This is a genomic window from Shouchella shacheensis, assembly GCF_001484965.1.
Classification (GTDB): domain Bacteria; phylum Bacillota; class Bacilli; order Bacillales; family Bacillaceae_D; genus Shouchella; species Shouchella shacheensis.
This window is the reverse complement of the sequence record NZ_LLYY01000011.1, coordinates 49,726-63,840: the sequence shown is the minus strand read 5'-3', so window position 1 is coordinate 63,840 and position 14,115 is coordinate 49,726. Positions and strand designations below refer to the sequence as shown.

The 14,115-nt window shown below is 49.0% G+C and carries 15 protein-coding genes; 2 read left to right on the top strand and 13 right to left on the bottom strand.

The features are described 5' to 3' along the window. Positions 1 to 13: 13 nt before the first annotated feature. Together AVZ68_RS12800 and AVZ68_RS12795 are read left to right on the top strand one after the other, a co-directional pair. The gene (locus AVZ68_RS12800) at positions 14 to 1,372 is read left to right on the top strand and encodes an MATE family efflux transporter (RefSeq protein WP_059104955.1); all 1,359 of its coding nucleotides are present in this window, start codon (positions 14 to 16) and stop codon (positions 1,370 to 1,372) included. A 95-nt stretch (positions 1,373 to 1,467) separates the two neighbouring features. After that, positions 1,468 to 2,037, top strand: coding sequence for a copper resistance CopC family protein (locus AVZ68_RS12795; protein ID WP_180316705.1), 570 nt, complete (start codon positions 1,468 to 1,470; stop codon positions 2,035 to 2,037). Positions 2,038 to 2,200: 163 nt separating this feature from the next. Here AVZ68_RS12795 and AVZ68_RS12790 read toward each other — a convergent pair whose 3' ends face one another. From AVZ68_RS12790 to AVZ68_RS12730, 13 genes are all read right to left on the bottom strand, one after another. Then, the gene (locus AVZ68_RS12790; protein ID WP_059104953.1) at positions 2,201 to 2,650 is read right to left on the bottom strand and encodes a FixH family protein; all 450 of its coding nucleotides are present in this window, start codon (positions 2,648 to 2,650) and stop codon (positions 2,201 to 2,203) included. Between the two features lie 302 nt (positions 2,651 to 2,952). Further along, positions 2,953 to 3,597 carry an SDR family oxidoreductase gene (locus tag AVZ68_RS12785; RefSeq protein WP_059104952.1) on the bottom strand — a complete coding sequence of 215 codons (645 nt, stop codon included), beginning with the start codon at positions 3,595 to 3,597 and terminating at the stop codon, positions 2,953 to 2,955. Positions 3,598 to 3,795: 198 nt separating this feature from the next. Further along, positions 3,796 to 4,452 carry a TVP38/TMEM64 family protein gene (locus AVZ68_RS12780; protein ID WP_059104951.1) on the bottom strand — a complete coding sequence of 219 codons (657 nt, stop codon included), beginning with the start codon at positions 4,450 to 4,452 and terminating at the stop codon, positions 3,796 to 3,798. Between the two features lie 22 nt (positions 4,453 to 4,474). Further along, entirely contained in the window at positions 4,475 to 5,722 is a 1,248-nt protein-coding gene (locus AVZ68_RS12775) for a M20/M25/M40 family metallo-hydrolase (protein WP_059104950.1), read from the bottom strand. 122 nt (positions 5,723 to 5,844) lie between these two features. After that, positions 5,845 to 6,231 carry a hypothetical protein gene (locus AVZ68_RS12770; protein ID WP_059104949.1) on the bottom strand — a complete coding sequence of 129 codons (387 nt, stop codon included), beginning with the start codon at positions 6,229 to 6,231 and terminating at the stop codon, positions 5,845 to 5,847. A gap of 170 nt (positions 6,232 to 6,401) precedes the next feature. Further along, positions 6,402 to 7,613 carry an MFS transporter gene (locus tag AVZ68_RS12765; protein ID WP_059104948.1) on the bottom strand — a complete coding sequence of 404 codons (1,212 nt, stop codon included), beginning with the start codon at positions 7,611 to 7,613 and terminating at the stop codon, positions 6,402 to 6,404. A gap of 541 nt (positions 7,614 to 8,154) precedes the next feature. Then, on the bottom strand, positions 8,155 to 9,342 hold the full coding sequence (locus AVZ68_RS12760; protein ID WP_059104947.1) for a thiolase family protein: 1,188 nt from the start codon (positions 9,340 to 9,342) through the stop codon (positions 8,155 to 8,157). A gap of 186 nt (positions 9,343 to 9,528) precedes the next feature. Then, complete coding sequence (locus tag AVZ68_RS12755) at positions 9,529 to 9,933, bottom strand: MaoC/PaaZ C-terminal domain-containing protein (protein WP_059104946.1); 405 nt, start codon at positions 9,931 to 9,933, stop codon at positions 9,529 to 9,531. Then, positions 9,930 to 10,379 (bottom strand): MaoC family dehydratase N-terminal domain-containing protein, encoded by a 450-nt coding sequence (locus AVZ68_RS12750; protein WP_059104945.1) that lies wholly within the window; start codon positions 10,377 to 10,379, stop codon positions 9,930 to 9,932. Before AVZ68_RS12750 ends, AVZ68_RS12755 begins: the two co-directional genes overlap by 4 nt. Before the next feature lie 16 nt (positions 10,380 to 10,395). Beyond that, positions 10,396 to 11,157, bottom strand: coding sequence for a 3-oxoacyl-ACP reductase FabG (gene fabG / locus AVZ68_RS12745; RefSeq protein ID WP_059104944.1), 762 nt, complete (start codon positions 11,155 to 11,157; stop codon positions 10,396 to 10,398). A gap of 28 nt (positions 11,158 to 11,185) precedes the next feature. After that, positions 11,186 to 12,361, bottom strand: a complete 1,176-nt coding sequence (locus tag AVZ68_RS12740) for an acyl-CoA dehydrogenase family protein (RefSeq protein WP_059104943.1) — start codon at positions 12,359 to 12,361, stop codon at positions 11,186 to 11,188. A 91-nt stretch (positions 12,362 to 12,452) separates the two neighbouring features. Continuing rightward, the gene (locus tag AVZ68_RS12735; RefSeq protein ID WP_059104942.1) at positions 12,453 to 12,863 is read right to left on the bottom strand and encodes a PaaI family thioesterase; all 411 of its coding nucleotides are present in this window, start codon (positions 12,861 to 12,863) and stop codon (positions 12,453 to 12,455) included. A 20-nt stretch (positions 12,864 to 12,883) separates the two neighbouring features. After that, the gene (locus tag AVZ68_RS12730) at positions 12,884 to 14,095 is read right to left on the bottom strand and encodes an ABC transporter substrate-binding protein (protein ID WP_059104941.1); all 1,212 of its coding nucleotides are present in this window, start codon (positions 14,093 to 14,095) and stop codon (positions 12,884 to 12,886) included. Positions 14,096 to 14,115 lie beyond the last annotated feature (20 nt).

The following is a 14,115-nucleotide window of genomic DNA, read 5'->3' as shown; positions in this document are numbered from 1 at the left end:
AGGAGGACTTGTTATGTATCCTACGGAAACACGAAAAGAAAAACTCAAGCTCATGCTTGCCGTTCTCTGGCCGATTCTTGTTACACAGATTGGCTACAATGCCATGAATGTCGTTGACACGATGATGTCCGGGCGTGCAGGAACGGACGACCTTGCTGGTGTTGCGGTCGGTTCTAGCCTATGGATGCCTGTTATGACAGGGATTGCTGGAGTATTGACCGTTACGCCGATCGTCGGACAAATGCTCGGGAAGCGGAACAATAAAGAGGATATCACTCATTTTGTTATGCAAACCGTCTATTTAGCTGTAGCCCTTTCCCTTCTTATTGTTCTTGCAGGGATTTTTCTTGTTGAACCGCTGTTAACGATTATGGGATTGCAAGAAAATGTCCATACTATAGCAAAGCACTATTTAATTGGCCTATCTCTTGGCATTGTTGCCTTCTTTGCAGCGAGCGTCCTTCGCTACTTTTTTGACGCTCATGGCTACACGCGTGTGGCGATGCTTATCGTCATCATTGCCCTGCCCATTAATGTCCTCTTCAACTACTTATTGATCTTTGGAAAGTTTGGCTTTCCCAGACTTGGCGGCGTTGGCGCCGGTTACACGACGGCGCTCACTTACTGGATCATTTTCATTGCCAGTGTCGTAATGACCTTTAAGATCAAAACCATTCGCCCTTACGCACTGTTCACCTCCTGGGTGAAACCGTCTTGGAAGAAGTGGGAGGAACAGCTTTCGATTGGGCTCCCGATTGGGTTATCGATTTTCTTTGAGGCGAGTATTTTCTCTGTTGTCACGCTGTTCATGGGGGCGATGTTTTCTACGGTCATTGTGGCGGCCCATCAGGCAGCGATTAACTTTGCTTCGCTTCTTTTCATGATTCCACTTAGCATTTCGCTTGCACTGACGATTTTTGTTGCTTACGAGGTTGGTGCAGGTCGATTCAAGGATGCCAAGCAATACGCCCGCTATGGCGTAGGGGGAGCGCTGTTTTTTTCTGTTGTCATCTGCGTTTTTGTATTCTTTACCAGGGACCAAGTGGCACTGCTTTACTCCGAAAATCCGGACGTCATTGCCCTAATCGTTCAATTTATTGTGTTTGCGATTTTCTACCAGTTTTCCGATGCCGCTCAAGCTGCCCTACAGGGGGTGCTTCGGGGGTATAAAGATGTTACACTTCCCTTTTTCATCGCCTTTGTTTCGTACTGGATCATTGGCATTCCCTCCGGTTGGCTTTTGGCACGTTTCACCGAATGGGGACCGTTTGGGTTTTGGATTGGCATCATCATAGGGCTCACATGTGCCTCGATTGGCTTTGCCCTTCGACTTCGAGTTATCGACCGGCGTCTATCAAAGCAGCATTCGTGACAATAATACAAACAAACGCCTTTTCCCATGAATACTTCTGATTTTTTCGTTATACTTATTTGTAGGCAACTTACATTTTAAATGGAGGGATAATGTTGAAACGATTTACACCAATTCTAGCAATTTTTATTCTGATGTTCGCACTTCCAGGGAAAGCATTCGCTCACTCCCATTACGAATCTTCCACGCCTGGTGATGGGGAAGTTATGCAAGAGCCAGTGAATGAGATTAGTATTACATTCGATGGCGGCATTGAGGAAGGAAATGTGGAAGTTACGGGTGAAAATGGCGAGACGATAAGTGTGCGCGACATCGAAGTTGAAAGCCCTGAAATCACGGCAACACTTGAGGAACCCCTTGAAAACGGAGAGTACACGGTTTCCTGGCACCAAATTAGTGCTGACACCCATACGGTTGAAGGAGATTTCACATTCTCGGTAGATGCAGCTGAAGACGAAGGAGCAACGCCTGAAGATGAAGCAGAAGCGGAATCAGAAGCCGCTACTGAAGAACAGCAAGAGGAAGCCAGCGATGAGCAAACGGGGGCTGTCGAAACCGAGCAAACCGAGGAGAACGAATCAGGCTCCGCCATGCTTTGGATCTCCATTATTGCCGCGATCGCTTTTATTGCTGTTCTGGTTGCCTATGCCAAAAAGCGTAAATAAGGAATCAGCAAAGCACCTTGGAACGACGCCAAGGTGCTTTTTTGTCTAGCTCCGGTGGTAGGAGCTTCGAGATTTTTCACCCGATAACGAAACCCGTGACCGGGATTTCTTTTATCGGGGCTCCAAACTTCTCACTCCTGACCAACCCGCCTCCGCTTTTCGTTCAGTCATGATTGTGGTGGGTGCCTTCCTCGACCTCCTCATCGTCCTCTGTGATTTCAGCGTCCCCTGCTGCTACACTTATCACAGGCATCATATGCATATCGCGAGCGGTCACATGAGCCTGGACGCGATAAACGCCATCTTCCTCAAAGGTATAGGGCGCTTCGTAAATGCCGTCCCGCCGGTGAACACCAGGAACAAGCTCCCCGTTTTCTCGATCCTCTCCTTGCCATACTTCAAACTCTACTTCCCGTGCATCTTTGACCATCTCTTCGTCTTGTGTGACCCCTGCCTGAAGTGTAATTTCCTCTCCGACCGGCTGGTTTTCTGTAAGCAAGAGCTCCACCTCAATGACTTCTGGTGTGACTTGATTAGGCTCTTCCTCCGCTTCACAAGCCCCGAGCAAGCTTCCCCCTGCCATCATGGCAGCAAGGAACTTCCAATTTCTCATAGCTATTTCCTTCTTTCTTATGATTACAACTCCGAATTATAAAAAGGTTCGAACTAGGTGCTTAATATACAACCTTAAGTAAACATATATACCCCGATTATACAACCGGCTAATGGTGGGTTCAATACCTCCACTTCAGAAATACAGCTCCTCAGAAAGGTTCATCAATGCACATAGAATTTTCACTTGCTAAACACAGGGGAGGGAGACCAGCTCCAGAGGTTCCACTATGTTTCTCCTTAAGTACTAAAATAAAAAGAGCCGGGCCACCAAAGTTGACCCGACCGCGGTTTTAAAACAACCTACACTTGCTTTATCGCTTCTGCTATTGGTGTTTTCCCACTCGTTAGATCAAAAGATTTGCCAATGGTGCTGTTGTCACTAAGAGCTGCCAGGATGGTCGTTGCCACGTCTTCACGTGGGATCTCGCCTCGCTCAAGGTCAACCGCTGCCTGCACGAGCCCTGTTCCGTCCTCATTCGTGAGACCACCGGGACGAATAATTGTATAGTCAAGCCCACTGCTCTTCAACCATTCATCTGCGTAGTGCTTAGCGGCACTATAATATTTAGCCTTATCCATCCACTTTTCGCGGTGATGAACACCGATGGCACTGACAATGACGAAACGCTTTACACCTTCTTGCTTCGCCGCCTTCATCGTTTTAATCGCCGCATCCAGATCAATCAGCATCGTTTTATCAGCACCTGTATGACCGCCAGATCCAGCTGTGAAAACGACGGCATCCACATCTTTACACGCGGAGGCAAGGTCGTCTATGCTTCCTTCTAAATCAACGAGCGCTGTCTTTGCACCCATCTCTTTGAATGGACCGAGTTGTTCTTCTTTGCGTACCATCGCTACAGCTGTATCATTGCCTGTATCTTGAATCTTACGGACGACCTGTTTGCCGATCTTTCCGTTTGCACCTACGACAAGTATGTTCATCTTGATTCACACCCTTTTCAAAAGTCATTCGCTCTACTGTTTATTAGTACCCGTATTAAAAGAAAAGCAAACAAAGGGAGACACATTACGTTCCAACGTTGCCAAACAATTCGAAAAGCGCAGGCGGGTTGCACAGAAGCGAGAATGTTGGAGACGCTTCTACCCGCCGCAGCTAGAGAAAGCCACGCTAACCTTAAACTAGCGTGGCTGCTTCCTGCTGCGTTTTTGCGTCCGTGCCCTCACACCCATAACGACCCCTCCCGCTACAATCAGAAAGCAGGCCAGCACGAATGCCTCAAGCTCTGCGGAGAAGAGTCCATTGATGACGAAACTTAAAACCAAAAGATAAATCATATTTCCAAGCGCCGTCGCTAAAAAGTAATGCCTGCCAGAGATTGAGCTCGCTCCTGCCACGAGATTAATGAGGCTAGTGGGCATAACCGGTATCAGCCTCGCAAAAAAGACATACAAAAAGCCGTTTTTCTCCATCTTCCGCCGCCACGTTTTGTTAACCTTTGATGAGACAAGAGCAAAGAGCCAGTACCTGTACAAATAAAAAGCCAGTAGACTAGCGGCCATGCTTGTCAGCCAGCTCCAAAGGTAGCCGTACAAAAAACCAAAAAGAAGCACATTTAACACGACAATTAATGCCAGTGGCACAACCGTCGCTAGATTTTGGACCATCATCAACATGAGAGAAGCAAGCATTAGGGCCGGGAATCCCTTTGTCTCGGCGAATTCAACCATCGTCATATTGTCCGAGTTAAGAACCGCAAACCATTCCGAACGCAAAAGCCAGATTAAAAGCGCCAAGGCAAGGGCGAATGAAGCGATTTTTCCAATTGAGGTATTCACAGCCCCCGCCTCCTCGTTTCTCCTAGATCTGTTTGGCAAGTTGTGGTTCAATGTCTAAAGCCCCGACGAGCCCGAGAATGGTCAGAAAAATTCGTTGAGGTCCGAGGTGCCCGTCCGTTGGGTCATACCATTCATCTAGTGAGTGGGTGGCGCCTGTTTCCCCGCCTGCTCCAAGGGTAAGCGCAGGGATGCCAATGCTGATTGGATAGTTGGCGTCCGTGCTGATGGCATCCGCAAGCGAAGGCGTGAGTCCAAGCGCCTTCGTGGCCTGCCACGCTGTTTGCACACAGGAGGCGTCTTTTGGTTGAGCGCCTACTGGGCGGTCCCCTTTTTTCTCGATCAACACCTGCACGCCGTCCTTTTCGCTATAGCCAAAGTGGGCATTCTCTTCCTCAGCCGCTTCCGTAAACAGTTGCCTCACTTGCCCATCCAATGCCTCTAACTCGGCGAGGCCATTGGAGCGGATATCTACATAAAGCGTGCACGATTCAGCGATCGCCGTTGGAATTGTTCCACCTTCAATGACGCCAACATTGAACGTTGTCTTGGGCTCCTTGGGTGGCGTAAGCCCAGCCACCTTGGCCGTCGCACGTCCTGCTGCGTGAACAGCGCTAGGAGTACCAAATGCTTGGAAGCTGTGACCTCCTGGTGCTGAGTAGGTCACTTCGTAGCGATAACTGCCAGTTCCTTTATAGACAATCGCTTCTGGAGAAACCGCATCAATGGAAATGAAGCCATCGACATTAGTTTGTTCGGTGAAAAAGGCTTTAACGCCTCGCAAGTCGCCTGGCCCTTCCTCCCCCACTGTTCCTCCAAACACCAGGTCGCCGTGCGTCTCGATCCCACTTTCATTAAACGCACGGACAATGGAAAGCAGCGCCGCCAATCCACGGGCATCATCTGTGATTCCTGGGCCATAGTAGATCCCATCTCTTTCCGTCACGTTCGTCTCCGTCTCGGCCGAAAAGACGCTATCAATATGCGCACTCACAAAAAGCGTCGGTCCGCTTCCTGTTCCTTTCCGTAGACCGAAGACATTGCCCTGCAAATCTTGCTGAACGTCCTCCAACCCTAGCTCCTGCAACTGGATCTTCAGTTCAGTAGCCCGTACTTCTTCCAAAAACGGGGGCGCGGGAATTTCAGCAAACCGAATTTGTTCACGTAAGGTTTGCTCTGCATCAGCTTCAAGAAAGGAAAGCGCCTTTCTGACCTGCGAATCTTCTGCTAGCTTACGATACGCCGACTGGATTCTTTCATTTGTTATGTACATATAGCTTATCCTCCTCTGCAACAATTCTAAGACCAGTATAGCGCGGTATCGTCAAATGAGTCACGCTTTTCGAAAAGAAAGCCTACTGGAATTTTCTATAGAAGCAACAATCCCTTTGCTCTTCACTCCCTTTTTTGCTTGATCACAATTAGTAAAAATAGAAAGTAACTGGCGATCAACACGGTCCCTCCGCCGATGTAAATGATCAGCGTCAATACGTTTGGCAGTTGTTCCAAAGCTCCAGCTAAATGGACCCACATCCCTAAAACTAAGGAAACGGTACCAATAATCGCCAGACTGCTTTGCCACTTGGCTAGCCCGTCTGACACTTTAAACAGCTGATAATACACACCCCAACTAAACAAAGAGAGCCAACCTACAACGAGCATATGGGCATGCACAGGCCGGAGTGCATACGAGCCAGCTCCAGCCATATGTCCGCCCATCATCGCACCGAAGAGCCCGAAGATGGCAGCGGTTAAAAAGAGCGGTTTGCTATAGCGGTTCATCTAATTCCTCCTTACAGCCATCTTACCATCATGGAAGCTTTGAGGGTAGCAAGAGCCCACAGATAGGGCTTCTAAAACCAGCACAAGCCGCTCCCCTTTTCTTAAGGGATTTTTCTTCTCATTTTATAAAAGCGAGCTTAGCTTTTCCTTCTCGCTCGCTTTCTGAGACATCATACCGTCTTATGTGCTCGTTTTCCGCTTCCCTTTTTCGCCTTACTGGGCTCTTCTTTCCTCTTCCCTAACAGCAGCTTTAAGCCAATAGCCGCAAGAAGGAACAGAAGACCTGAAGCGATAAATACGAATGGAATGCCGAAGCTGCTGGCAATGATACCCCCAGAGACGGGTCCAATGACATTTCCGAGAAAACGAAAGCTTTGGTTGTAGCCCAATACTTCACCTTGCATGGAAACAGGGCAGACCTGACGAATATAGGCAGTGGTGCATGGGATCAAGCCGCCCACCTGTATACCGAAAAGGAAACGCAGTACAATCAGTTGCCACAGTTCAGTCACGAACGCCTGTGGGATGAAAAACAGACCGGAGAGAATAAGCAAAATCAGCATAATCTTCTCATGACCAATGCGGTCGCCAACCTGCCCCCATTTGCGAGTGGCCAGCAGATTGCCAAGCCCAGTCACAGAAAATGCCATTCCCGCAAGGAAGGCCATGTTTTCTGTAGACGTCAACTCATTCACAAAGAGGGCGAGCAGTGGCTGGACGCTAAAGTTAGCTGCTTGCACGATCAGGGAAATGAGCATGATCATCAAAAGCAAAGGGCGCAAGGCGATATGGCGAATGACTTCCTTCCAATGATACGTGCGTCCGCTTTCTCCTTTTTCCTCATAGACCACTTCTTGCACGCCAACAATCACGAGGAGCGTCGCTAGTGTCAATACGGATGAAGTAAGAACAAACGTTAACTGCATCCCAACCGTATCAGCAATCAGTCCACCAAACAAAGGACCGAGCAAACCACCGGAAACGGTGCCCGTCTGCAACGTCCCTAGCGTTTGCCCTGCCGTACGCTTATCGCTTTGTGCGCTAATCAATGCCATTGAAGCAGGAATGAATCCTGTTGCAAGCCCCATAAAGGCCCGCAAGATAAAAAGAGCGGCCACGGATTCAACATACCCCATAAGAAACACGGAAATGGCGATACCAAAACCCGTGCCGATGAGAATTTTCTTACGTCCAAAGCGATCGCCAACCCGCCCCCACAAAGGAGAGACAAAAAAAGCGACGAGAAACGAAACCCCAAAGACGTACCCCGACCAGCGCTGAACTTCTTCCGGGGAGTACTGCCCAAAGGAATCAATATATAAGGACAGAAAAGGCAAGACCATGGTCATGCTTGCACTAACGAATAAATTGGCAAACCACATAATGAGCAAATTTCTTTTTTCGGGTCGGATGAGGATCACCTTCATTTTTTAAGCGTTTTAAGAGGTTTTGCGACCGATGGCCACTGAGGGTTATATAAGAAGCCAAATGGAATTCTCGCATTATTTCGCTTTCCTAAATATATAATGAATGATACCAACCGTCAAATGGGTGAGCGTTCTATTTGGCTAGAGTGAAGACAAAGCAACGAAAGGCAAGCCGAACGATTACTGCCAAACGCCATTTTTAAAAGCATTGTTGGGTTTGAAGAGTCCCTCTTAGGGGGTAGGTATAGAATAGCAGCCGCATTCTAAAGGAGACATTTCATTGATCACCCCGGAGGAGAGGTTTTTATTTCAGAGAGAATTACATCGTCTAGCTGACGAACGTCGCAGGAGTCATGATAGGAAAATCATTGAGCAATTAAACACACAAATCGACCTACTCATGAATATCCTCACTCAACAGATTAACTAGAATAGATCATGACCCGAAGAAACCCTTCACTATAACAGCGAAGGGTTTTGCGTCTTGAGAACATCACTATTGGACCAATTCAATCATCATCGCCATTCCTTGACCTCCGCCAGCACACAAGGTAGCGATCCCTCGCTCTTCTCCTCTTCTGATCATCTCGTGTAAAAGAGTCGTAATGATCCTTGCTCCACTTGCGCCTACCGGATGACCTAGCGCTATGGCGCCGCCATTGACGTTCACCCTGTCCGGATCTAGAGAAAGTTCTCGGATAACCGCCAATGCTTGCGAAGCAAACGCTTCATTTAACTCAATAAATCCAATGTCCTGCATGCGTGTCGATGTTCTTTCTAACAACTTGTTCACGGCAGGGACAGGGCCGATCCCCATGATTTTCGGTGACACTCCAGCCGTCGTCCAATCCATAATGCGTGCAAGCGGTTTGAGACCTAATGCTTGTGCCCGGGATTCCTTCATAATCACCAGGGCTGAGGCGCCGTCGTTCCGGCCACATGCATTTCCAGCTGTGATTGTCCCGTTTTCTTTAAATGCAGGTCGTAATGACTGTAACTTTGCCACGGTCGTTTGCGGGCGGGGATGTTCATCTGTATCCACAACAAACGTTTTCTTTCGTTCCTTTACAACTACAGGAACAATCTCATCCTCAAACCTTCCTGCCCGTATCGCCTCTGCTGCTCGTTTTTGACTCTCAAGAGCAAAAGCATCCTGGTCCTCCCTTGAAATTGCATAGTTTTCGGCAACATTCTCGGCGGTTACTCCCATCCCAAGCGCTGCACCGTACTGTTCATGAGGCTGTTGGCCGGCTTCTGCATTTGAATCGACTAACGTGGGCTTGTCACCACCGAATCTTGAGTTTCTTAGGTAAATCGGAGAACGGCTCATGCCTTCTGTTCCCCCTGCGACCACAATATCCGCTTGATGAAAGGCAATTTGCTGAACCGCTGATGCGACGGCTTGCATGCCCGATGCACATAGACGATTTATCGTATACGCGGTCGCTGATTCAGGGATTCCGGCTCGCAGCGCGGCTACTCTGGCCACATTGGACGACTCCGTTGTTTGCCTGACTTCTCCCATGATTGCCTCATCCACTTGTTCTGGTGCTATCCCGGCCCGATTGATCGATTCTTGCATAACAGTAGAAGCTAAATGGCCTGAACTCACCCCTTTCAACGAGCCGCCGTAGCTCCCAATGGGTGTTCTCACCGCACTGACAATGACTGTAGCTTCTTCCATTTGCTCTCCTCCTCTCTATCATTTCCTTCGCTGACTTAGCTTAAGTTCTCGCCTCTCAAGAAGACCCAAAAGCCAAGTTGAGTTTCTACAACTTGGCTTTGAACAAGACTAATCCCTGACGTATGTTAATCACGACAACCGTCCCATTTGTTTCTACGATACGTTCCGCGCTTCTTCTCCTCTCATTCACTGAAAAAGCGCAAATACCACATCTCCACGAAGTGCCTCTTGCCCGTCTTGCTTTAATGCGGTCACTTGAAACGTAAGGTGTGAGTCGGTTCGTTCGGTCAATTTGGCTTTGAGGGAAATTTCGTCGTTCAGAAAGACCATCCCTTTAAACCGAATTGAATACGTCTCGATGTATCCTTCTTCATAATAAGGAGTGAACAATTTGGAGAGATTGCCCATCGTCCACATGCCGTGCGCAATGATGCCTGGTAGCCCCGCATTCTCTGCTTCTTCATCAATCGTATGAATCGGGTTATAATCCCCTGATGCTCCTGCATACTTGATTAAGTCAAGACGTGAAACGGGCGGCAGTACAACAGGAGAAAGTTCGTCACCCACCTGCTTTGCATGCAATGTACTCATACCGTCATCCCCTTTCGAACCGCCTCTGTTAGAATGATCACTTGCTCTGAGTGAAACACAAGGAGGCCATCCTCATCCTCGCCAAAGTTAGCTACAGTCAGGATACCCATGGTTCCACTTCTTCCCGCTTTTTCCTGATAGTCTTTCACTTCCCCATGGCATGTGATGTCTTCGCCAACGACGAGCGGTCTCGTATAATGATAGGATTGCTCCCCGTGGATCAGCCCTTTGCTCGGCAATTTCAGCCCTTCAATTTCCCCATAACCGAAAACGCGTGGGAAGGTTGGAGGGGCAATATTCGCCCCATATCGAGAGGCCTTCCCTACCTCTTCATCTACATAGATCGGGTGAGGATCACCAATCGATTCTGCAAACGTCCGCACCGCTCCCCGCTCGACCTTGTTGACGACCTTCCTCGATTTGTTTCCAATCGTTTCTCGAAACATCGGTCCCACTCCTTCCTTATGCTTTCGGTCCACCGGCCACATAGATGACTTGCCCGCTGACGAAGGAGGATCGTTCATCGGCGAAAAAGGCGACCGCATTGGCAATGTCTTCAGCCCTTCCACTTCGGCCGACGGGAATCTTTGCGACGCTTGCTTTCACAAGCTCTTCAAACGGAATGCCAATACGTGCAGCCGTTTGTTTGGTCATTTCCGTTTCAATAAAGCCTGGGGCCACGGCATTGGCCGTAATCCCGAACTTCCCTAATTCAATGGAGAGCGTTTTCGTGAATCCTTGAAGTCCAGCTTTTGCTGTCGAATAATTGGCCTGGCCGCGGTTTCCAAGGGCGGATGTAGAAGAAATGTTAACGATCCGCCCGTACTTTTGCTCCACCATATACCGCTGAGCGGCTTTCGTCGCATTGAAAGCTCCGCGCAAATGAACGTCCATAACGGTTTGCCAATCGTCATCCGTCATTTTAAAGAGCATATTGTCTCGAATCACGCCTGCATTATTGACGAGGATGTCAATCGAGCCATAGGTGTCATGTGCTTCGTCCATTGCTGCCTCGACTTCTTCTCGACTGGTGACGTTGGCTGTCTTTGTTAGTACATCATGGCCTTCTCTTGAGAAATACGCCTTTGCTTCTTCAAGAGCCTCTTCATTGATATCAATGATGGCAATTTTGGCTCCCTCATCTGCCAAACGCTTCGCCACTCCTCGCCCAATTCCCCGACTTCCACCGGTCACAAATGCCACTCTGTTTGTAAACGTACTCATTTTTCCACTCCTATTCGTTAGTAAAGGTTTACGCCAACTGGCCTACTTTCACATGCCCTTTTAATAAATTGCGTGCGATAATCATGCGCTGAATTTCATCCGTTCCATCATAAATCCGCCAAAGTCGGGCCTCGCGGTACCATCTTTCGATCGGCAGCTCCCTTGTATACCCCATCCCGCCGTGAATTTGCAGCACTCGGTCTACGACGTTGTTGCCCATCGTCGCGCCGTACAGCTTTGCCATTGAGGCAAGATGGCGGTTGTCCTCCCCGTTATCGAGGGCAAAAGCAGCGTTCAACACAAGCCACTTGGCCGCTTCAATCTCTACAGCTGAATCCGCAATCTGCCATTGAATCGCCTGACGCTGGGCAATTGGCTTTCCAAAGGTCTCCCTCTCTTTGGCATAGTCAATCGCCATTGACAGCAAGCGTTCGCCTGCTCCTACGGCACGTGCGCCAACGATCCAGCGCGCAAAGCCGATCCACTCAAGCCCAAGGTCATACCCTCGATGAAGCTCGCCAAGAATGTTTTCTTCTGGTACACGGACCTGATCAAAAATAAGCGCTGCCGGCCCCCATTCTCCCATTGTGTGAATGTATTCCGACTTCCAGCCCATGTCACGATCGACAATAAAGCAGGTGACGCCGTCTCGCCCCGTCGCCTGGTGCGCCTCTTTATCCGTGATTGCAATCACCATCACGAAATCGGCCTCGTTCCCACCCGTTATGAAGGTTTTCTCGCCATGAAGCACCCACTCGTTTCCGTCTTTCACGGCTGTCATTTTAATGTTTTGCGTATCCGACCCCGCTCCAGGTTCCGTCATGGCAAAGCACGATTTTTTCTCCCCGCTAATCGTTGGAAGCAAATATTTTTCACGCTGCTTTCCATTCGCGCGATAGAGAATGTTGTCAGCCGATCCTCCAAAGCTAAACGGGACAAACGTCTTTGATACTTCCATCAGCACAATCGCCAGCATCATTTGACCAAGTTCCGCTCCCCCGTAGGCAGCAGGGGTATTAATCCCCCAAAACCCTGCTTGCTTCGCTTTTTCCCGCAGTTCTTTTAGTTTTTCGGGAGGAAGGCTTGGTTTTCCTGCAATTTCATTGCGGAGCACCTCGTTTTCTAACGGAATGAGTTCTTTTTCCACGAACTTGCGAATCGTTTTCTGTACCATTTTTTGTTCTTCTGATAAGCGTAAATCCATTCCAATCGCCCCAATCGTTTTTTAGGTTTGCTGGCATAGCCCCTTCATTCGTACAGGAAGACGTAGGCCGTCCAGGCCCACGACTTCCCCTTTATGACTCCGCCCATTCGACCAACTCTTTTTTTGCATGCAATAGCTTAAACGTGCCCATCCCTTTGGCTACAACCGTCCCCGATTGATCGACAATCACTCCTTCAGCGGTCACGAGCTTATAGCTCTGCTTTAAGATCGTTGCGGTCGCGATCAGTTCTCCCTCTGCCACAGGCTCAAAGTAGTGCACGGATAACTGAATGGTTGTACTCGGGACCTCTGTGGCAGCAAAGATCGTCGCCCCAAGAACATTGTCAATCATAGTTGCGTGCACTCCACCGTGGAGCGTGTCTATGCGATTTAAAAGATGGGCATCTACGTTTAATGCAACCGTCACCTTTCCTTCTTCATCCTCGTAAAACCGAAACCCGACATGATCCGAAAAAGTGCCGTTTTTTGCTTTCCTATTCACCTATCAACACCTCGCATTCCTCACTCGACGGCATCCGCGTCCTGGATGATGACTTCCCCATCCTCCACAAAAGCGAATCGTAAAAAGGTATGCATACCTCCATCTTCTTCAACTTCAGTGACCGGGTAAATCTGTTTATTTTCAGGAACATTGTTAACGCCATCGTTTAAAGAAGCATGGATGGCCTCTGCATCGTCCACAGAACCTGCTGCTTTCATCGCTTCTACGAGTGCATAGACAGCATAGTAATGATATCCGGCCTCTGACCCTGGATCGCGATCGTGTTCTTCGGCATAATCAGCAATAAATTCTTGATTCCCTTCACTCTCCGTCTCGACTAGAGGCGCGACACCGGCAGCTCCTTCAAGCATTTCCATTCCACCGAGCACACCGGCCATCTCATCAATTTTCGCCTGATCCATAATGAGCAGGCCGCCTTCAAAGCCAAGCTCCCGTGCCTGCTGAACAACTAGGGCTGTCGGTTCTGAAGCGCCACCGACAAAGAGTACATCGGGGTCCTCTTGCAAGGCATTGGTCACAATCGTAAAGAAATCAGTGTCTTGACTGTAGTCGATCGAGCCATTAAAGACAATCTCTCCTCCCATCTCCTCCCAGGCTGGCTCCAACTCCTCAGCCCAGTCCATCCCGTACTGTGTGGAAGGGGGAAGCATCGCAATTTTTGGACCAAAGCGATCCATGAGGTACGTGGAGAACGGTTCCACATAGCCGTCATACGTTGGTGGGATCCGGAGCGTTAACTCATTTCCTTGTGCCGTAATGTCTGGTTCACTTGAATAGGCTGCAAGTAAAAATCCGTCCTGCTCGTTAAACACTTGCGTCGCAAAAATCCCCCCACTATGAGGAACAAAAATCACCGGTGTATCGTTTTCCTGCACAAGACGTTTGGCATTCGAACCTGTTTCATTAGGAAGATATTGGTCATCGAGAGAAACGAGGTTGAGCTCATATTGTTGACCATCAACTTCAAATCCTCCATCTTCGTTGATATCGTTCACAGCCATCGTTAAGCCACTCAGTGTATTTTCACCGTAATAGGCCGCTGGTCCACTAATCGGACCACTGAACCCGATATTGACAACCTCCGCTTCCCCTGATGTTGGTGTTTCCGTCTCGCTACCCTCTCCCTCAGCCGGTGTTGAACCTGAGTCTAGACACCCCGCCACAACAAGTAAGCCCGCACCACTTAGCAACATCCCCGCTTTTTTGATCATTCCATTCGCCCCCAAATGTT